This is a genomic window from Streptomyces orinoci, assembly GCF_003121295.1.
Lineage (GTDB): Bacteria > Actinomycetota > Actinomycetes > Streptomycetales > Streptomycetaceae > Streptomyces > Streptomyces orinoci.
Window position 1 is genome coordinate 60,482 of the sequence record NZ_PHNC01000015.1, and the last position, 19,637, is coordinate 80,118.

At 67.7% G+C, this 19,637-nt stretch carries 15 protein-coding genes and 4 pseudogenes; 9 read left to right on the plus strand and 10 right to left on the minus strand.

Annotation, left to right across the window (positions count from 1 at the left end):
• Positions 1 to 329: 329 nt before the first annotated feature.
• Together CV755_RS12280 and CV755_RS12285 are read right to left on the minus strand one after the other, a co-directional pair.
• Positions 330 to 3,005 (minus strand): SGNH/GDSL hydrolase family protein, encoded by a 2,676-nt coding sequence (locus CV755_RS12280; RefSeq protein WP_153068651.1) that lies wholly within the window; start codon positions 3,003 to 3,005, stop codon positions 330 to 332.
• An 86-nt stretch (positions 3,006 to 3,091) separates the two neighbouring features.
• Positions 3,092 to 3,232, minus strand: a pseudogene (locus tag CV755_RS12285) (IS5/IS1182 family transposase); the annotation flags it as partial.
• Between the two features lie 642 nt (positions 3,233 to 3,874).
• Here CV755_RS12285 and CV755_RS12290 point away from each other — a divergent pair.
• Positions 3,875 to 4,516 carry a hypothetical protein gene (locus CV755_RS12290; protein WP_109280257.1) on the plus strand — a complete coding sequence of 214 codons (642 nt, stop codon included), beginning with the start codon at positions 3,875 to 3,877 and terminating at the stop codon, positions 4,514 to 4,516.
• 356 nt (positions 4,517 to 4,872) lie between these two features.
• Positions 4,873 to 5,403, plus strand: coding sequence for an SMI1/KNR4 family protein (locus CV755_RS34195; RefSeq protein WP_153068652.1), 531 nt, complete (start codon positions 4,873 to 4,875; stop codon positions 5,401 to 5,403).
• A gap of 151 nt (positions 5,404 to 5,554) precedes the next feature.
• Here CV755_RS34195 and CV755_RS36045 read toward each other — a convergent pair whose 3' ends face one another.
• Entirely contained in the window at positions 5,555 to 6,073 is a 519-nt protein-coding gene (locus CV755_RS36045; RefSeq protein ID WP_241561155.1) for a hypothetical protein, read from the minus strand.
• Positions 6,074 to 6,675: 602 nt separating this feature from the next.
• Between CV755_RS36045 and CV755_RS12310 the strand changes: the two genes are divergently transcribed.
• Positions 6,676 to 7,086: a hypothetical protein gene (locus CV755_RS12310; protein ID WP_109280259.1), complete on the plus strand. Its 411-nt coding sequence runs from the start codon at positions 6,676 to 6,678 to the stop codon at positions 7,084 to 7,086.
• 58 nt (positions 7,087 to 7,144) lie between these two features.
• Here the strand turns inward: CV755_RS12310 and CV755_RS12315 are convergent, their stop codons facing one another.
• Complete coding sequence (locus tag CV755_RS12315) at positions 7,145 to 8,323, minus strand: hypothetical protein (RefSeq protein ID WP_109280260.1); 1,179 nt, start codon at positions 8,321 to 8,323, stop codon at positions 7,145 to 7,147.
• Between the two features lie 410 nt (positions 8,324 to 8,733).
• Between CV755_RS12315 and CV755_RS36050 the strand changes: the two are divergent.
• Positions 8,734 to 9,009 (plus strand): annotated as a pseudogene (locus tag CV755_RS36050) (cbb3-type cytochrome c oxidase subunit I); the annotation flags it as partial.
• 70 nt (positions 9,010 to 9,079) lie between these two features.
• Complete coding sequence (locus CV755_RS36055) at positions 9,080 to 9,223, plus strand: hypothetical protein (protein WP_241561162.1); 144 nt, start codon at positions 9,080 to 9,082, stop codon at positions 9,221 to 9,223.
• Here CV755_RS36055 and CV755_RS12325 read toward each other — a convergent pair.
• The 5 genes from CV755_RS12325 to CV755_RS12345 all read right to left on the minus strand — a co-directional run bounded on the left by CV755_RS12325 (position 9,210) and on the right by CV755_RS12345 (position 15,035).
• A complete protein-coding gene (locus CV755_RS12325) occupies positions 9,210 to 9,653 on the minus strand; it encodes a DUF5958 family protein (RefSeq protein WP_241561161.1) in 444 nt (147 codons plus the stop codon). The two genes, CV755_RS36055 and CV755_RS12325, sit on opposite strands and share 14 nt — an antisense overlap.
• Before the next feature lie 104 nt (positions 9,654 to 9,757).
• A complete protein-coding gene (locus CV755_RS12330) occupies positions 9,758 to 10,798 on the minus strand; it encodes a vWA domain-containing protein (RefSeq protein ID WP_109280261.1) in 1,041 nt (346 codons plus the stop codon).
• Between the two features lie 252 nt (positions 10,799 to 11,050).
• Complete coding sequence (locus CV755_RS12335) at positions 11,051 to 12,253, minus strand: low temperature requirement protein A (RefSeq protein ID WP_206608421.1); 1,203 nt, start codon at positions 12,251 to 12,253, stop codon at positions 11,051 to 11,053.
• A 9-nt stretch (positions 12,254 to 12,262) separates the two neighbouring features.
• On the minus strand, positions 12,263 to 12,721 hold the full coding sequence (locus CV755_RS12340) for a nuclear transport factor 2 family protein (RefSeq protein WP_161968670.1): 459 nt from the start codon (positions 12,719 to 12,721) through the stop codon (positions 12,263 to 12,265).
• Positions 12,722 to 13,088: 367 nt separating this feature from the next.
• On the minus strand, positions 13,089 to 15,035 hold the full coding sequence (locus tag CV755_RS12345) for an ABC transporter ATP-binding protein (RefSeq protein WP_241561156.1): 1,947 nt from the start codon (positions 15,033 to 15,035) through the stop codon (positions 13,089 to 13,091).
• Positions 15,036 to 16,229: 1,194 nt separating this feature from the next.
• Between CV755_RS12345 and CV755_RS34200 the strand changes: the two genes are divergently transcribed.
• From CV755_RS34200 to CV755_RS36060, 4 genes and pseudogenes are all read left to right on the plus strand, one after another.
• Positions 16,230 to 16,427, plus strand: coding sequence for a hypothetical protein (locus CV755_RS34200; protein WP_153068653.1), 198 nt, complete (start codon positions 16,230 to 16,232; stop codon positions 16,425 to 16,427).
• A gap of 256 nt (positions 16,428 to 16,683) precedes the next feature.
• Positions 16,684 to 17,476 (plus strand): annotated as a pseudogene (locus CV755_RS12350) (IS110 family transposase); the annotation flags it as partial.
• A gap of 215 nt (positions 17,477 to 17,691) precedes the next feature.
• Positions 17,692 to 18,210, plus strand: coding sequence for a hypothetical protein (locus tag CV755_RS12355; protein WP_109280264.1), 519 nt, complete (start codon positions 17,692 to 17,694; stop codon positions 18,208 to 18,210).
• A gap of 308 nt (positions 18,211 to 18,518) precedes the next feature.
• A pseudogene (locus CV755_RS36060) lies at positions 18,519 to 19,036 on the plus strand (amidinotransferase).
• A 31-nt stretch (positions 19,037 to 19,067) separates the two neighbouring features.
• Here CV755_RS36060 and CV755_RS12365 read toward each other — a convergent pair.
• Complete coding sequence (locus CV755_RS12365; protein WP_109280265.1) at positions 19,068 to 19,619, minus strand: hypothetical protein; 552 nt, start codon at positions 19,617 to 19,619, stop codon at positions 19,068 to 19,070.
• Positions 19,620 to 19,637: the final 18 nt, after the last annotated feature.

The window sequence follows — 19,637 nt, forward strand, 5'->3', positions numbered from 1 at the left end:
CCACAGGTCGGCGTCGGGGCGCATCGGGTTCCGGTGCGCCCCGAGTGGCAACTTCAGTGCCAGGCACCGGTGATCGGCGGCCAGATCGGCGATCCATTCGTCGCACAGTGTGGCGTCCATCACCAGCCCGTGCAGCAGCATCAGGACAGGGCTGTCGCCAGAAGCCTTCCTCCGCCTCGCCTGCCGCCCCATCACCCTCAGAAAGATCAACTCATTCTGTCAGACGCTGTAAGACGGGCCGATGGGGGCTCTCCCCAGGGACCCCCGAGTTCCAGTGGGCTCCGCCTGACGTGCGGTGGGCGCCGGCCATGCCCACCGCCGTCATTTGCTCAGGCGTCGCCCACTCTGGGCTGCCTTGGTGCGGCGCTCAGCAGGCGGTTGATGCCGCCCGGCCGTTCCTTGGCCGCCGGGCCTCCGCCGACCTTTGTGGCCGGCGCGCCCGCGGGCAGTCCTTGGCCGGCCGCGCTGGTGGAGCAGATGCCGAGCAGATAGGTGTGCCCGGCCTGCAGGTTCGCCAGGTGGGCCGTGCGGCCGGTGACATGCATGACCTGCATCCAGCTCCCGGGTACGGAGCTGTCCGCGTAGAGGACGTCATAACCGTTGACGGTGTCGCTGTAGTCACCGGTCGGTGCATCCCAGCTCAGGTCGATGGAGTTCGGGCCGGAGCTCACCGCGATGTTCCTCGGCGGGTTGGGCAGCTTGGAGTTGGCGACCGCCGAGGCCGACGGTGAGGGAGCGCTGGCAGCGATATCCCCTCGTGCGGTCTGCACCATGAACTCGTAAGTGTGCCCATTTTGAAGCCAGTTGACGAGATGGCTGTCCGCCGCGATGGTGTACGGCGTCTTGACCCACTCCCCGTTGGCGGTGACATCACGCTGCCAGAACACATAGCCGCCGGCCCCGTAGACGTGTTCCCAGGAGACATCGATCCCGCCGTCCGTGGTCCTCGCGGTGACCCACGACGGCGGCGAGAGCGACTTGCGGATATCGGTGGTGGGGAGCGGCATGCTCAGCTTGCCGACCCCTACGGACTTGAGCGCCTCCGCGAACTGGGCGGCGATGCGGAACTCGCCGCGTTCATTGGGGTGCAGCCCGTCGTAGCTGTCGACGGCCGCGTCGTACGCCCTGGCGATGTCGACCAGCCGGACCGGCGACCGCGCAGTGTCCAGCGAGGACAGCAGCGAGCCAAGGCCGTTGTCGTAGTCGCTGATGAGTCCGGGCAGGTCCGGCCGGTTGCCCAGCGGGGTTCGCTGCACGACGTTGGCCACCAGGATGGTGATGTCCGGATTGGCCCGGCGCGCCTCGCTGATGATGGTGCTCATGTCCTTGCCGAGACCACTGGGACCGGAGACAAACCACCCGAGGTCGTTGAAGCCGAGTTCGAGGAGCAGGTAGTCCGGGTGGTAGGCGTTGACCGTGTCATAGGCGGTCGATTTCGCCTGGGCGGCTTGCCAGCCCCATTGGGCGTCGTGGTTGCTGTTGAAGAGCATGCGCCCGTGATATCCACCGTCGAAGACGGGGCCACGACTGGTGGATTCCTTACGGGGAATGGTGGTGGTGCCGATATGCGGACCGACGAAGTCGACGCCGAGGCCCTGCCGCCTGAGGTGGTCCCACAGCCGGTAGCGCCAGGTGTAGTCGTCCTCCATGCCCTGGCTGATCGAGTCGCCCATCACCATGAGGTGTTTGCTGCCGGGGGCCGGGCTGTCCCCGCACTGTGAGGCCCGCTCGTCGCCGGTCATGGGGCGCGCCTTCCAGGTCGTCACCCCGGCGTCGTCGGGAATCGGCCCCGTGCCCTTGAAGTCCGTCACATACCAGATGTAATGACCCCAGTGCTTGGAGCCGTAGTGCAGTTCGTACTCACCGCCGGCGGATTGGAGCGCGGTCGAGTGGTACACCATGCCGACCTGGCCGGCGGGCACGGTGAGATCGGTCTCGTTGGTGACCGTCTTCTGCCATGCCCACTCATGGGAATAGGTCGTTTTGAACGAGACCTCGAACTTCTCCAGGAAGTCCATACCGGCGGTGACACTGATCTCGGTGGAGACGGAGTTCGACCCCGACTGGGTGTCGCTCCAGGTGAGTTTCTGGATCTGGTCCTTGCTGCTGCAGTTGAAGGCGCGGGTGACCTCGTGCTGCCCGGTGTAGCTGGTGGTGCGGTCATTGGCCGGGTGGAAGTCACAGCTGTCGGTGGCCTTGCCGCAGTCCTGGAGGAGCTGGGCGTTGGTCGGCACTTCGGCATAGCTGTACTGGACCGACCTGGTCCGGTCGTTCATGGCATCGCCGATGTAGTCGTGCGCTCCGACGTCCCAGCCGACCGAATCCCCCTTCGAGTTGGGCTCGGAGAAGTGCTTCTCCTGGCAGGTGCCGAAGGTTTTGAAGGAGGTGATGGTGTTGTCCCAGCCGCTGGGAAACTCACCGTAGTAGTGCTTCGAGTTGCTCTCGGTGCACCCGGAATCATCGTAGATGGTGAGGCTTTCGCCACCGAAGTCCCGGTCCTTGTACTCGGTGGAGAGAATCACCGAATTGTTGGCGGTCACCGACGCCCGGTCCATCTCCGCCAGGAACGCGGCGTCGGTGACCGCCGCATGGGCGTTGATCGGGGCGTCCTTGATCCGACCCGCCGAGACGGCGGTGATCGCCTCGCGATAGGTCTTGTAGCAACGGAGCCCGGCCCCCGATATATGGGCCGTGCATGCCGCACCGCCGCGCGGTGGCTTCCGCGCGGCGACGGGTGCCGACGCGGTCGTCGCACAGGGCGTGCCGTCGATCGATGTCGCCTGGCCCGCCTGGCCGTTGGGCCGCGCCGTGGCCGGTGACGGCTGCCCCGTACATACGACGCTGCCCCTGGCAGACCCCTTCGCGGCCTGGTGAATTGTCGCGGAAGCGGGGGCGGGCAGCGCTGCGCCGCCGACGATGAGTGCCCCGGTCAGGGCGGCAACGAATAGCCGTCTGCTACGGGGGCCGGGCAACCGCCGTAAACCGGGACTTCTGCTGCATGCCATGAACTGATCCTTTGGGAGAGTCGACGCAATGAAATTGCCTGTGGCATGCAGTCTGTCGGTTTCAACACGGGGGTGGAAGAGGAGATTTACAGCCCCTGACAGAATGAGTTGATCTGCCTGAGGGTGATGAGGCGGCAGGCGAAGCGGAGGAAGGCTTCGTGGGCGTCGGCTTGTCGTTCCCAGCGGATGCGGAGGCGTTTGAAGCCGTGGAGCCAGGCCAGGGTTCGACGGGGCCCTGCTGGAGCGGGAGGTCAGGGGCCTGGCCATCGTCCAGCAGGCTGGAGCCAGGGTCTGCCGGGTCGCCGGGCGCCTGGGCGGGGTGCTGTTCGCCGAGCCCGTTGATGGGCCGACGTTGGGCGACCTGCTGGCCAAGAACCTGCAACAGAGCGGCGAGTTGATGAACCCGCGCGGTGGTCGAGCTCGCCGGGCGCCAGCGGCCCCATGTCGCCCGTGCCGTTGATGAGGTGGCCATCATCTGACCCCTTGCCAACAGGCCGTCAAGTGGATGCGCGCGCTACCCAGGCCAGCACTATCGGGCCGCCGAGCTGGGCGCGAGCTCGGATGCGCCAGGCGCACCGTGTGGAAAATCAAGGCAGGCAACAAACCTGGCCGTGGCGGCCGCAGCGGCCAGCCATCCGCCCGTGCCTCCCTCGATTGGTGAGCCGGAAGAGCCTTCGGAGGGGAAACCATCGATCCGGGCGAGTTCAAAGGGGCCGACGAGACCGGGTACCCACGGCGTCCGGCCTGCGGCTGCTGAGCACTCCGTTCGCCAAGCGTCGCGGGAGGATCCGCCCGGCTGCCCTCGGGTGAGTGGCTGTGGGGCCATTAATGCCGGCTACCTGGCCGGGGGCTCCGCTTATGCTCGGCCTGTGCAGCCGCTTTCCCACAGCAGTAATCCATTGATCACGGCGTTCCCAGCGGAGCTCGCAAGCGATGCCGAGGCAGTCCTGGCGGTGATCCCTGACTCTCGGCTTCAGCCGCATGCCTCGTTCTCAGTTGTTGTAGAAGGCCAGCAGGTCTTGGTCCCCGGACGCCTCTGCAACGACGAACCGCCAACTGACGTGGTGGCGTCGCTTTCGTCGCGCCAACGGCAGCTGCTGCACTGCCTGTACTCAAGGCACTGCGACGGGGTGGTCAGACAGCGCCATCTGGAGGAGGTCGTTGGTTCCACGGATCCCTGGGTCGTCCCCTTCGTCGTGCAGCTGGCCGGCGAGTACGTCTTGGAAATCCTGGTCGTCATCTGCGATGAGCTCCGTGATCTCGCCACGCCCGGCACCTGCGGCAACCTCGCTTACGGGCAGTTCATCGTGGACAACCCGGCCTACTTCGCGAGCATTCAACGGCGGGTCGTGAGCTACTGGAACTGCTACTACCGCGGGAGCTACGCGAGCTTTCGGGGCTACCCTGGGTGCACTCTTCTTGACCTCCTACGGTCTGCTGCCTCCGACAGAGCAGGGCATTCCTGGCCCAGCCTCGCTCCAGCCGCCACCAGGGTGGACGGTTACTGCTAGGCCCCGGCCGGGCAAGGCCGCCTGGCCGGTCAAGCCGGATCGGCGAGGGGCCGTCTCGACTCTCGCCGGCTCTTGCCCGGCAGCCGGCCTGGCGCCCGATCAGTGCCTGGGCCTTGGGCGAACGGCTCCGCAAGCCCGGCATCCGACTCCCGGCGACCCGCTCAACTGCCCCATTCCAGCTCGCTACCGGGTTGTCCGCCGCGATCCTCGCCCGCGCCTCGGCATCCGTATCAACGTTGCCGGCCGTCAAGTGGCAGCCAGCCGCCGCGGGAGACCAGGCGCCTATGCACCAAAGATCAGCCGCCGCTCAGCTCCGCTCACCAACGCCATCGCTCACGACACAGAACAGGGCACCGATGCCTGCCCCGAACCTCTCAACCAACTGGCTCACCACCTGGCAACGAGAGATCAACGCCATGCTTGAGCAGACCCTCGCCCGCTTCGAGACCGTCTACGGCTACCCGCCCGGTGGCAACAAGGTTGTCGTCGCCGACCAGCAAAGCCGGGCTGCGGCCGCGCGGCTGCAAGGCGCCGCCGTCCCCGCTGCCCTGGTCGCCTTCTACTCCTCGATCGCCGAATTGCAACTGCCCGACATCGATCACGGATACTTCATCCACTCGCCTGACCTGGTGCTCGACCACCTGACCGAATATGGACGGGTTCGCCTCACCGACCACCGCACCGGCATCGTTTTCGGCAGCGACGGCGGCGGCATCCTCTTCGCTCTTGATCAGACCGAGCAGGTTCACCGATCCACTACAGCGTCATGGTCCGACGACTTCGAGCCGGCAGCCCCGTCCCTGACCCAGTTCCTCGAACAGCTCCACCGGGCCGTCGCCGACTTCACGGACGACACCAAGCCTCACCCGGCTACCGAAAACATCTGACCGACCACGCTCATGGCCGTCGTCCATGAGGCATTGCGGGAGTTGCCGTACCCGGCTCCACCGTTGAAGCGTCCAGCCGTCCAGGCATTCGATGTCGTCGGGTGAGGCGAGGGGCTTGGCCAGCGGTCGGGTGTTCTCCTCGAAAATCTCCTCAGCGCGGCGGTAGGAGAGCCGGGCCCGGCCGGTCTCCGGGCACACGTCGGGCGTCGGTGTTCCGGCCGGGGCCTTGCGGTCGGTGAGGAACAGCGGGCTGTGGGTGCGGCGGGTGATGAGGCGAGGCAGCAGCTGGGGCGGTGCCGGACTGCCAGTGAATCCACTCGGTCGCGCGGCCCTTGGCGGTGACCCTCCCGCGCTTTTCCTGCGGGTAGAGGTCTTCCCTCATTGAGCACAGCAACTCGTCGGCCCGGGCGACGGACTTGTAGAGCATCTTCCACTGCGTCTTCTCCCGCAGTGCGACGTCGAGGCGCCAGAGAGCGGTGGTCTGGTTTTCCACGAGAGCCTTGGTACGGTCGGGCGGTGCCGGCCGCCGCTCGATGCCGACCGTGGGATCGTGCTCGATCCAGCCCTGGCGCTGCCACCAGCCGATCGCCTTGCGGGCGATGGACAGCTCCCGGTTGACGGTGCCGGCGTCCGTCTCGTCCGCCCGCGTCGCCGCCAGCTCGGCGAGCACCTCCGGCAGCGCGGGGTCGTCGATCGCAGTGACGGGGAAGACGCGCGGCTTCGTGCCTCGGTGGGCGGTCCGGTTGGCGCCGGTGCGCCGACGAGCATTCAGCCCCAGGTCGTCAACGAGTTCCGGTAGATCCGGGCGGAGGACTTCGCGATGCCCGCGCCGGTGAGGTACCGCTCGACCGTCGTGGTGTACGACGACGGCGGGGTGGACAGGGGCACGACCCGAGTGTGCGGCAACCGAAGTGCGCCTCCGCTCCCGCCTTCGGTCGCCGGTTCGATCGTCACGCTGCCCCATCCTTCCGGCACTGCCGCAGTAAATCCGGCATTTACTGCGGCAGTTGCGAACGCGTCTCCGGGATCGAGCATCCGCCCCGAACGCGGTTCTGCTGTGCGGACTTGAAGGGACGGTCAGTGTCCGACGCCGGGCAGGCCCGGCGCCAGCATGCTTACCTGGGTCATGCCCCCAGGTCCTCCGTCACGGGCAAGCACTCGGCGAGCAGGGCGACGACGCCGCGCGAGGTTGGGCCCGCACCCTTTAGCGGACGTACCTGCCACTACCCTGAATCCACATCCCGTGCCCGCGTCCCATGGGGGAGCACAGCCGTGTTCAAGACGAAGCAGGCTTTCCTGCTCCTTTCCGTCGCCGTGCTGCCGTGGCTGCTCGCCTGTCTGCTGACCCTGGGCTGGGCCTGGCTGGGCGGTGGCCGCGATGTTGTGACGCAGAATGCGCGGACCCTCTTCCTCAGCCGCCAGGCCCTCGTCCCGCTACTCCAACTCCTCGGATCCGCCGGGCTGATCGCGGTATTCGGACGCAGGTACCGGCTGCGGGCCGCTCAATGGCCGCTGGCCGGCGGCCTCTTCGCGTCGCTGGCCTTTCTCCTGGTGGCGGTGGTCAGTTCGACCTGGGGTGATGGTTTCGCCTTCGGACTGATGGCCCTCTGGTCCCTGCTGTCGGGGTACGTGGCCCTGGTCTTTGTCTTCGGTGCTTACGCCTGGCGCAGGATGTTCCATTGAAAAATTGAATTAGGCGCCTCCGGGGCCGGACCCGGAGGCGCCTAATTCACGGTGCGATCTAGCTGAACTTGCCGTAGTAGCCGGTCAGATCGGCCTCCGGGCAGGTGGCGGAGCCGATCAGGCAGAGCGCGTTGGCGTAGGAGCGGGTGTAGACATTGGTGACCCGCCCGCCGTCGTAAATGTAGATGTAGTGGTTCGGCATCAGCCGGTGGGTGCCCGAGCGGATCTCCCAGTTTCCGCTCGTGGTCAGGTGCATCTGGATGGCACCGTCAATGGCGCCCTTGACGCCGCCCAGCCCGTTGCAGAAGGGGTTGGTGGCGTGCGTGACCAGGCGCACATCCACATAGTTGGAGCCGGAACCCATCTTCTTCGCCACCATGTACTTGTCGGTGGCGGTCTTGGTGGCGACCAGCCTTCCGGTCTTCTTCACATACACATGGCTCGGGTGGACGTTCTTGTAGCCGTCCACGGAACCACGCCGCCAGTTGATGACCGCATTGAGAGACGTGCGGTAATTGGGGTTCCGCCAGTCGAAGCTGGAGTGTCCGTCACCGGCGAACTGGAACCCCCGCCCATAGTCACATCCGGCGAGCGGCGCGTCGATCCGGCTCTGCGGTATGAAGGTGTTCCAGGTGACGGTGGTGGTGCCGGCGACGCTCGCCGCGCCCGCCCGCGCAAGGGCGTTTTTGCGCATGGCGGCAATGTCGGACTCGCCCTTGCCGGGCGCCGGCACGGTGACCCGCATGCCCCAGGTGTGGGCCTTGGAGTGGTCCCCGGCCAGCTCCGGGACGATGCGGTACTGGTAGGTCGCGCCCCGGGCGATGGCCGTGTCGCGGAAGCCGGACACGCCGGGCGCCAGGGTCGCGATGGCCCGGTCGTCGCGGACCACCGTGTACCGGGCGCCCTTGGCGTACGCCTTCCAGGAAATGTCGACGAAGGACGGGTTCGCCGCGGTGATGATCCCCTCGTCGGCCATGGAACTGTCCACGACCGCCGTCTGCCCGGACGGGGAGGTCCGGACGCCGAACCCCTGCGTCTTCAGGGCCTTGGCCCCGGCAGTGTCCGCGCTGAGGCCGGTGATGTCACGGTAGCCGGCCGCGGCGAGGCCGAACGACGGCTTGGGACCAGGGTTGTGGTCGGAAGGCGCGGCCGAGGCGTTGGTGATGGTGCCCGCCACCAGAACGGCCGGAAGCGCGGCCAGAGTCAGCAGGCGAGGTATGGAACGGAACGTGGACATGCGAAAATTGACCCCCGTTTGTCTGATTGCTGCCGATACGGCTCCGCGGCATCTTGAGCCACTCGCGGAACGAGGATGACCTTAGCCGGAATCGGGCTCGAACGACATGGGTCAATGGAGCGGTTGTTCCCCCTGGCCGCAGGCCGGAGAGCCAGGACGAAGCGGCACCTCCGCACCCCGGAGACGAGCGGCCGGGCAACTGAACCGCATGGACGGCCGAAGGCTCCGGTGCCGGCGATTTGGGCCAGGCCCACGGATGGCGGCAGAGGGGCGGTCGAGCCGCGGTGGCCCGGTATCAATGGTGCCCGGTCGCGGTGGCCGGCTGCCGGAATGCGCAAACCCGGCGTTCATGGATTAGGTTGTGCCGGGAAGGGCGTGAACGGGTGGTTGCTCAGACAGGGCAGGCGCCGCTGACGGCAGAGCCGCAGACGCCGGAGCCCCGCGGCATCGGCTCGGTGATCGTGGACTGGATCACCACCACCGACCACAAGAAGATCGGCACCGTGTACATGGTGACGTCCTTCGGCTTCTTCGCCCTCGGCGGGCTGCTGGCCCTGGCGATGCGGGCCGAACTCGCCCGGCCGGGCCTGCAGATCATGTCGACCGAGCAGTTCAACCAGGCGTTCACCATGCATGGCGTGATCATGCTGCTGATGTTCGCCATCGCGCTGCTCGCCGGGTTCGCCTGCCGGCGCCGGTGTCGTCTCCTGCTACGTCGAAGACCGGCTGTCGGCGGCGTGCCGCGACTGGCAGCGGGTGCAACTGCGCTGCCTGGAACTGCGGGCCGAGTACGTCGCCCGATACCAGGCCCTGCGGCGACGCCTGCTCTGCACGACCATCGCGGCCGCACTGGCACTGGCCACCGCCCTCTGGCTCCTCGAAGCGCTCACTCTCCGCTGAGCCGGTACATGGACTCGCGGCCATCGCGCGAGGCGGTGGCCGTTCCCCGTTCCCCGCCGGAAGCCAGCCGGTGCCATTGATGGCCGCATCCATTGGCGCAGTACCGAGCCCGGCGCCGTGCGTCCGCAATACTCAAGACCGCGACCAGCAGCCGGAAGGCCTTGGTACGCTCATGGACGGGCTCCAACCCGGCGATCTTTCCCAGCTGATGCCCGATCCCTCCGCGCATGATCAGTACGGCCGGGGTGTGCGTCGGCCGGATCCCGGACCGGCGGATGGCCTCCGGGCCGTCATCGCTGACGGCCCGCGCCTGCACACAGAACTGGGCGAGTTCCCGCAGCGCAAGGGACTGTTCGTCATCTGCAAGACCCTCGAACCAGTCCAGGCCCTCCGAAAGCGGACGCAAACCCTGCGCCAGCTCATTCAACATCCTCGCGCGTTCTCGCATCAGCCCCGCCTCCATGGTCGCCCGGACCGGCAGCCCAACTCGCCGCGTTCCCGGAGCCGGACCCGGAAAGCGAGTCACGCAAAATATCAGCGCATCAGCAGCAGCCGTGTGTGCGGTACCAGTTTCCGGTTAACGCTGGTGCTCTGCACAAAGATGGTGAAGTCGTCGTTGTGGTCCGGCCGGACGCGGACTTCCGCGTCCGGCAGGCCGAGCAGGCTTCGGGCCTGAGGCCCCGTATAGATGCGGTCCGTCTTCCTTTCCAGCACCGCTATCTGCTTCCGGGCCTGGATCTTCTCCGACTTGCTCAGCTGGTAGAACGCACCGCCGGTGCGGTAGGTGTGCCCGGATTCGATGACCCACTCGCGGATCGCCACTGCACGGGCCACCGGTATCAGCTCGTACTCCGACGGATCCACCGGGCTGAGCCCGGCCGCCCTGATGGTGTCCTTGTTGACCGCCTCCGCACCCGTGGAGAACACCGTGCGGGAACCTCGGATGCCCTGGGAGCGGCCGATCATGAACTTCTCGGTCGCCTGCTGGATGACGTGCCCGGCCTCCTCCAGCCCCTGAGTGCTTGTGGCATCCCAGACGGCGATATTGTCCTTCGGGAAACCGCATCGCATGGCCTCGCGCTTGCCCATCTGATCCGGCACAAGGACGGCCAGCGTCCAGTTGTCCTCCTGGGACTCGATCAACTTGCTGACGGCCTCGACCATTTCACGCGGATCCCCGGTAGGAGAGTCCGGGCAGCGATGACTCGCGTTCTCCTGCCCATCGGTCAGAACGAACGTCAGGAAACTGTGATCGCCGTACAGTTGGGCCGTCTGCGCCATCTCCCGTTGCGACTTCAGCGTTGCCGCCAGCAGGGCCGTCATGCCACCGGCCCGGTACAGCTGCTCCAGGGACGGCATGCGCAGCACGTCCTTGTCATAGATGACGCACTCCGCCTGGTCGGCGAAGACGTACACCGTCACCCTGGTCTCCTGGTCCAACTCCGCCGATCGGCGGGCGAGATAAGCAATCTGCTGGTCGGCGACTTCGACGACCTTGCGGCTCAGATGCGCCATGGATGAGCTGGCATCCAGCACCAGAGCAACGTGATTGATGTAGTTCTGCTTTCCGGGCATGACCGTTCCCCCTCGTTCCGGCTCGATGCTTCAACCCTCTCACCCACCACTGACAATCGGTCTTGCCTCCCGAGCCTCCGGGCCAGAGCCGGAGATCTCTGGCCGGCGTTCACCGAGTGAGGCGGACGGTAACGCCGTACTCCCCGCAGTGAGGCAAGACCCCCGGTCAGAGCCGCGTCACCTTGGCATCCAATGACGGCCAGGGGAGTCCGGGGGAGGGGATGGGCACCCCTCACCAACAACCCCCCATGCTCACTGTGCCGTTCGGTCTTCGACGATCAGCATGGCGACCAGGACGAGGACCAGACCGAGGAACTGGGCCAAGGCATTGGCCCAGGTGCCCAGCGGAACCGTGCCCAGTACCGCCGCGGCGGCCGCGATCCGGTGGCGCCGGGGCCGGATGCCCAGACTCGCACGGAAGGCGACGTTTCCCGCCAGGAACAGCGCCACGCCTCCGGCCAGTGCCACCGCCGGTGCCGGTGGCAGATGGTGGGCCAGCTGACCGATGGATTTCTTCACCCCGGCGGCCAGGATCGCCACGCCCAGCAGCATGGGGATGAAGCTGTAGTAGTAGGCCGTCAGCCCCATCCGGAACCGGTCGGCGCCGCTGGCGCGATGCAGGGCGGCCTCGGCCGCCGCCTCGTCGCGGACGAAGTACGTCCACCACAGTGCGGCGGCCAGCGCCAGCGCCAGGGCGGCGTCGGTGAGCAGCGACCAGTCCAGTGGTGTGGCCGACGCACCGGCGCCGATGGCGACCACCGACTCGCCGAAGGCGATGAGCAGCAGCAGGCCGTGACGTTCCACGAAGTGCGCCGGTTCCAGAGCACCGAGGTTCTCGCTGACGCGGGCCCGGCCTCCCGTGTAGTCGCCGGTGATGCGGTGGGAGATCAGCGGAGTGACGTTCTGCAGTACGACCGCTGCCAGCCACAGCCCGTCGGCGGCCGGGCCCCCTCCCGCCCACCCGGCGACGGTGACACAGCCGGCCGCCGCCGTATTGGTCAACGCGAAGCTCAGTACGTACTGCCGGTGGATCAGCGCGTACAGCACGCTGTGCACCACGTTGACGGACAAGAACCCCAGCCCGAACGCCACACCGTCCGGACCGAAGACATTCGGCACGGCCAGGGCGCAGGTGAGGAAGCCGCACATGGCGGCAACCAGCAGCACCCGCCGAGCCGTTGTCTCCGGCGGCACCTGGTTGGTCAGGTAGGCGTAGCCGCCGTACATCCAGAACAGCACCGCGAAGATCAGCAGGACTCGTCCGGCCCGGGCCCACGACAGGTCGTCAACGAGCAGCACGGTCAGCTGGGTGATGGTGAAGACGAAGACCAGGTCGAAGAAGCACTCCAGGGTGGACACCCGGCGGGCCGCCACCATCCCCGTACCCCACGCCGGATCACCGGCGGTGGGTGTGGCGGCCGGCCGCTCCTCCGGAACGTATGACTGCTCGGACACGTGGGCCCGTCAGTCCAGGGTGTGGCTGCGCACGGCCTCGTCGCCGCGGCTGTGCAGCGCGGTGAAGGTGAGGCCGGAGGCCTGCCAGCCGTCGGCGGTCCGCCGGAACGGGATCTCGTAGGTGCCCCACACTTCCCACATCCCGCCGCCCAGGTCGGCGCTGAGGACGTTGTAGGCGTAGCCCTTCACATGGACGTCGGCCCGGTCGCCTTCGATGCGTACCCGGTAGTGGCTGACGAGGTGAAAGCTCTGCTTCTTGGCATGCAGCCCCACCCGCCAGCCGTCAACCAGCTGCACATTGGTGATCTGCGCCGGCTCACCCCCGGCCAGGCTGGTGAAGTCAACCCGCACCTCAGGGGTGAACAGCCGCTCAACGGCGTCCCAGTCCTTGGCATCGACCGTGTCGAAGATGGCGTCAACGGCCTCGATGACGGCGATTCGGTCGGCCGGTATGGACAGCTCACTCATGCGAACTCCTATGTCAGGCGGGTGACTTCCGCCCCTCTTCATACCTCATGCTTGGTCACTCATGACACGGATTCGATCAAGGTATGTGCGCAGGGCGTCAGTTGCGGTCATGACGCCCTCGCTTCTACGCAGACGGTTCCGGGATCCAGGACCAGTACGTTCATCGACAGCCGACGGCTGCAGGCGGACAGGGCAGCCCCTCGCGTGGAGTGCGCCGGATATGGCCCGCTCCCGGAATGGGCGGGAGGCGGTGGGCGGCCAGTGTGGCGTCTTCCCGGCCTTGGCCGCGAGGGGGCGGGCCGGGGTGCGTGAACGCGTGCGAGCGGGTGTGCGTGGCGCGGAGGCCGTGGGGCCTGGTGGCTGCCGTTTATACCGTCTCTTCCTTGCGGGGTCCGGGCAGGGGCGGGTTGTACTGGGCGGCCTGGAGTTGGTACAGCTCCCGGTAGCGGCCTTTGTCGAGGGCCATCAGTTCGGTGTGGGTGCCGGATTCCACGAGCCGGCCGTCGTGGAGCACGTGGATCAGGTCTGCGGTGGCGGTGGCGGCGAGCCGGTGGGTGATGAGCAGGACGGTGGTGGTGCCGTCGTCGGTGAACGACCGCAGGGAGTCGAACATGTCGATTTCGGCCTTGGGGTCGAGGGCGGCGGTGGGTTCGTCCACGATCAGCAGGTCCCGCCGGCGGTAGACGGCTCGTGCGATTCCGATGCGCTGCCATTGGCCGCCTGACAGGCGTACGCCCCGCTCGAAGCCTTTGAGCGCGATGGAGTCCCAGGCGTGCGGCAGTTCTTCCACCACCTGGCGGATTCCGGCCTGCTCGGCGGCTGCCTCGATTTTTTCCTGGTGCATGGGGCGGGCGGGGTCGCCGATGTGGATGTTGGCGCGTACGGTCATCGGCCAGCTGCCGACGTCCTGGGGGAGCAGGGCGACCTTGTCGAAGACGCTGTTGCGGTCGGCGTCATGGATCTCGACCCGGTTGTGGAAGACCTTGCCGCTGGTCGGCAGGTAGAGGCCGGCCACCAGATGGGCCAGTGTGGTCTTGCCGGAGCCGTTCTCCCCGACCAGGGCGACGACTTTGCCCTGGGGGATGGTCAGGGAGACGCCGCGCAGGGCGTCGCGGGTGGCCCCCGGGTAGCGGAAGGTCACGTCCGCGAGGACGACATCGACGCCCGCACCCTTGACTGTGGCGCCGTTGTCGGGGATGGCGTGGCGGGCGCCGAGCTTGATGGAGTTGTCCATGTCCGTCAGATACAGCGATTCCTCGCACATGTGGTTGAGCTGGGTGACGATCTGGTTGAGGTATCCGGTGGCGTTGCGGATGGCGAGAACGGCCGTTCCGGCGGCGGCCAGAGGCATGCCGCCGCTGGTGAGCAGCCACCACAGCAGTGCGTAGGCGGTGATGCGGGCGGTGCCGGACATGGCCGCTGCGGTGAGTTCCGTTTTCGCTTCGGCGCCGGCCAGGCGGGCCTTTTCCGCTGCCGCAGTGCGGCCCATGTCCTCCTGGGCGCGGATGAGCAGCCGGCCGGCGCCGTGGACACGCAGTTCCGGGGTGGCGTCGGCGCGGGTGATCGGGTAGAGCAGCACATCGGTGGCGCGGCGGTGGTCGATCCAGGCGTGCTGGGAGGCGTAGGCGCGGCGCATCACCACCACCGCGCCCCACCAGCGGGGTGCGGCGATCAGGGCGAGGGCGGCCGGTAGCAGCGGGTGGAGGCAGGCCAGGACCGTGGCGGCGGCTGCCAGGCTCATCAATCCGCTGATGATCCATACCGAGTTGGACAGCATGCGCCGTACGGAGTCGGTGCCGTACTGGCCGAGGGCGAGCTGGCGGTGGATGTCCTTGTCCTCCATGGCGGCCATCTCCACGCGCGTCATCATGGTGTAGTACGCGGTCCGGCAGGAGAGTTCGATCTTCGGGTAGAGGCGGCCTTCGACCTTGACGATCAGGCATCCCAGCAGCACGGAGCCGGCTGAGGAGGCGCCGCCGGCCAGGAGCGCCGGCAGCGACTCGCGCAGCTTTTCCGGTGTCGGGCCGCTGGCGAAGAGGTGCACCAGGACCTGGTTGGTGGCCACCAGCAGGAAGGCGGACATGGCGCCGGAGACCAGTTGGGCCGCCGCCAGCACCACCAGGGCCCGGGGGTCCTCGCGCCAGGCGGTGCGGCCGATCATCGCGAGCATGGCCGGGAACTGGCGGGCCATGGCCCAAAAGCTCATCCGCAGCAGCGGGTTCTCGTACTGAGCCCATGCCTTGTCATGCCGCAGTGCGCCGGAGAACAGCAACTTCTCGCTCTGCGACAGGGGAGCATGCGCCTTCTTCGTCACCGGGGTTCTCCCTTCACCGGTCCTGGGCGGGTTCATGATGCCCCCCAACCGCCTGCCGTGGGTGGTGTGTTGGCCAGAGGGGCGGTGGGCGGTGATCGGGGCTGTGCCCCCCGACGGCTACGGTCAACGGCGGCGGGCAGGGTGTGGCAGGTTCTCGGGTTGTACGCGGGCGGTGCGCGTGTCCGCGGCGTCTACGGTCTGCTGCCGCATCCGTCTGTCATCGATGATGGTCGGCCGGCCATGGCGGGGTTGCTGTGACGGGGAGGGTTCCGGTGGTTGAAGGGCTGTATCCCGGACGGGGGTGGGCCGTGGTTCCTGGGGTGCGGGGGAGTATTGACCGGGTGTGTAAGGGCTTTGGGCCTGCTGTGGACCGTTGTGGAGCCGGAGTCGTAGGGCGAGGGTGTGCTGGTTTGTGGCCTGGTTTTTGGTAGTGGGCACTGGGCTGCGGCGAGCGCCCGGTAGGCCCCCGCCCCGCGGGGCTGTTTTCGCATGGGTTTCAAAGGCATTCCCGCGCTGTGGCGTCTTGGCTTCGAAGGCAACTCGCGGTGAAGCCTGTTCATGGCTGCCTTTTCGTCAGGGAACGTCACCGTATGAGCTGCCCGTGCCGTGATCAGTCCATACACGCGTCCCTACGCGTCTGCGGTGCATGGGAGCGCGGCAAGGTGCAGTCAGCACGGCAGCCACCACCACGGCCCTTGACCATTCCAGCAACCCCAGACCTCGATAGACCCTCAAACCGCCCGGCTCCGCCCCCGCCCGATGACTGGCCTGGTATCAGCTGCCGTCGCTGGCGAATCCGGGCCCTGCTACTGGAAGTTGGGCACGGTGTGCCGCCAACTGCCCTGCAGGGTTTCCTTTTACGTCGCTCACCTGGGAGGGGGCACAGCCTCACGGCAGGCATTTCATGTGCGATCACCCGGAGACCGTCAGTGCCCAGGAGTTTGCCGCCCCGGTCGCCGCCATCAGCGCGCTCTGCGTCTGCTGTCGCGGGGAATGGCCCAGGCCAGGGGCCAAGGGCTCCGGGAGAGGCCTTTCACGGGCGGGGCAGGGCCGATCCGTGAACTGCTGACGACATTCCCGGAGCGTGCCCACGCGCCCGTACGGGCGCTGCGGGGAACTGAGCCTGCGCGTGGTGGGCCGGCCTCGTGTGCACCTGGCAGGCCGGGACCCCCTCCTGGTGGGATCAACTGGCCGGTGAGCTCGGCGAACCGGGCGCAGCATGCACGCACCAACCGGCAAGTCACGCCCTCCTCATCCCGGGGGGCCGGTCACCTTGCCGATCTGGTGACGTTTACGGCGCAGTCAGGCGGCGTCGTCTGGTTGGGCCGAACCAAGACCGGCGACGTGGCCGCGATCGTCGTCACCAGTGGCATGGCCGGCGCCAAAGCGTGACATAGCTGCTGCCTCGCCCGGCCAGCGCGGGGACAGCCCCATGCTCATCCCACTCATGCAGGCCCTGCGCCTTGCCCGGACCGGTGCCGGACGCCTGCGCACCCGCCCGGAGCGGGCCCGCGGTGACACGACGTACTCCAGCCCTGCCAACCAACCGCGCGTACCTGCGGCAACGCGGTATCAAGGCGACGATCCCGGAGCCGGACGACCAGAAGGCCCACCGCCTTCGACGTGCATGGCCGGCGGCCGTCCCGGCCAGCCGGCCTCGATCGGCGCCCTGCCGCTGACCGTGGCCCGGGACGCGGGCTGCCATGCCGCCTACCTGCTCGGACTGGCCATGCGGCGGATCGCGATCTCTACCCGGCGAGGCCAATACAGACGCCCGCGACAGCCCGCGTCATCCCAGACGCCGCCCGCACTATGCCCCACACCCTGCGCGCCCTCGACCTCGCCGACGAGACCGCCGCCCAGCTCACGATGCTCGTCGGCTTCGACCAGGACCTGGCCGGTGGGCCACCCGCACCGGCAACAGGCTGCCGGGGCCTGCTCCCCGGTTCCCCCTCCCTTGAACGCGTTCTGGGCCCTCGCCTGGACCACGAGGCCGTGACCTTGCTGCTGGATCGGTTCGGTTTTCCGCAGGCCCTGCGCAAGGCCGGACGACGTCAGCTGGTGAACCTCCTGCGGCCCAAAGGCCCGTGCATGGCCGGACGCCTGGTGGACGACATCTCCGACGCGTTCGACGAGCAGGCAGTCGTCACCCCCCGGCACCAGCACGCTCGACGTGATCGTGCCGTCGCTGGCGCGGTCGCTGGCCGCTGTCCACGAGCAACGCCGGGCCCTGGAAGCCAAGATCGGCGAACTGCTGGACCGCCGCCCGTCTCACCTCTTATGCCTGCCTTGCCCCGGCGGCGAAGTCCTCCGGGCCCTCCATGCGCGGCGAACACGCATCACGGACCGGAGACCGGCAGCCCCAACGGGCCGTGTTCCTCTCCGCTTTCGCCGCCCTGCACGACCGCGCCTCGCGCACCTGCGACGGCCGATGCCGGGCGACGGCATCTTCTGCGGGCCCCGCCTGCCCGGGACAGCCGTCGCATGGCCGGCTCAGGCTTGACGAAGGACATGGAGGCGGCCCCGCGCTGACTCCAAAACGGAAGCAATGGCTTCGCCATATCTTCTGGGCCGTGACCGGAAGGGAAGCTTCCTTGCGCACAGTTGATCTAGTGTCCTTCGTGTTCACCGATCATTCGCAGCACGGGGGATTCCTATGTTGACCACCAAGAAGCGTGTGCTGTCTGCTTTTTCCGCGGTTGCCGCACTCGGCGCGCTCGGCCTGGCGGCGCCGCAGGCGCAGGCAGCCGAGACGATCCACTTCAGCCCGAAGGCGAGTGCCGCCACCCGCGCGATTGCCAAGGCGGACATCAAGGCCGTGGCTCGTACCAGCAACGTCTGCGGCTCGGGCTGGAACCTCTACAACGCCGAGCAGCTGCCCGACAACCGTCGTTTTGGCACTCTGTTCACCTACATCAGGGACTCGGGCGGCGGCAGTGACACGCCCACCTGCGCAATCTTCGACAACAACACGGGCTCGAAGAAGTACATGAAGGTCAAGCTCTGCTCCAACTACACGGACACCCCGTGTAAGTCGGACGAGGGCTGGTTCAGCGAGTACGCGGGCCCCGTCTACCAGGACAGGGGCGGCTGCGGTGACGTCTACGCCATCATGAAGGACTCGGCGGGCCATGTGCTCGTCGATGCCAGGCGGACCGCGACCTCCTGCGACTGACGCAGTGGGACGGCAGCGGGCCTGCACCGGGGGTCGCAGGCCCGCTCTGCCGTTTCACCAACTCTCCTGCCAGGCTCCGCCCTGGTCAGCTGATGAAGGACTGGGGGCCGAAGCGGCCCCGTAGCACGAAACCGGCCAGGACGATAGAGACCGGATCCACCACCATGAGCTTGGTCTCGTGACACCGGATTCATGTGGCCGCCGCGCCAGCACCGTCCCCGACGCCCGCTGCCCGGCAGCGGTCACGCGGGGCGGTTCGGGCGGGTGGAGTCCTGGCGGCGAAGATCAGCTGCTCGATTAACCCCTGGATGGGTCAGGACAAGCCCGTCGGCCTGCTGTTCGCCCTGGCGCAGTGGGAGGGTCTCCGCGACCGCTACCGCGTCCACACGGTTGAGGAGCTCGAACCTGTCCCGAACTGCCGGACATGGTCTACGCGGCCAATGGCGCCACGGTTCGTCGGCGGCCGGGTTCTCGGCGCCCGCTTCGCTCGCCCCGGGCGCGTGGCCGATGCTGCCGGTGCACCTGAAGTGGTTTTGGGTCCACGGGTACGCCCGAGGTGCACAAGCCGGAGCACATCGACGAGGGCGACTTCGCCCGGGCCGTGCTGAAGGCGGCTCCTCCCCGACGCACTGATCGCGGTCGGGGAAGACGCGGCAGCACCCGGCCTCAACGCGGTCAGCGACGGCCGCCATGTGCTGCTGCCCCAGGCCGCGGTGGGGCTCTTCGAGCCGCTGCACAAGCGGGGCTCCGAGCCGGTCGGCATGGATCTGGGCGAGCTGCTGAAGGGGGCGGCAGTGCGAAGTGCTGGACGCAGGAGCTGCGTTGACAGCAGGGGCCGCTGCCACGCGGTGGCCCCATCAGTGCCGGCCGCATTCGTCCCGGGGGGCGAGGAACGTCATGGCGCACACCGCGATCGCGGCAGCCAGGCAGGCCCATCCGATCAGGCTCACCAGGCGCTCGGCAGCGCCTCCGGTCATGGAGTACCGGGTCCCGATGGCGGCGATCAGGCACAGTGGCAGGGACGCGATCAGCGCACCCCACCACTTGTCCCGGGCCAGAGCCCAGGTGCCCCACAGGCTCACCAGGCCGAGAAAGCCGAAGGCGAGGACGAGGAGGATCCCGAACAACCATCCGTAGTAGACGGATCCGACGACCAGGCAACCGAACAGGGAGGTGGAGACACACGCCGTGATCGCCGCATAACGCAGGCGGTTGCGCCGGGAGAGTATCCAGCTCCCCATCAGGCCCGCGAACGCGGCCGGAAGAATTCCGATGGTGGAGGCGAGCGCCACCTGCCCCGTGGGCAGGCCGGCCGGCAGGGTCACCGCGAGCGGGAACAGCAACGGCACAACGGCCGCGGTCAGGCCACGGGCGGAGAAATAGGACAGGACCATGCTGAGCTGGGACACCCCGGCTCCTCTCCATAG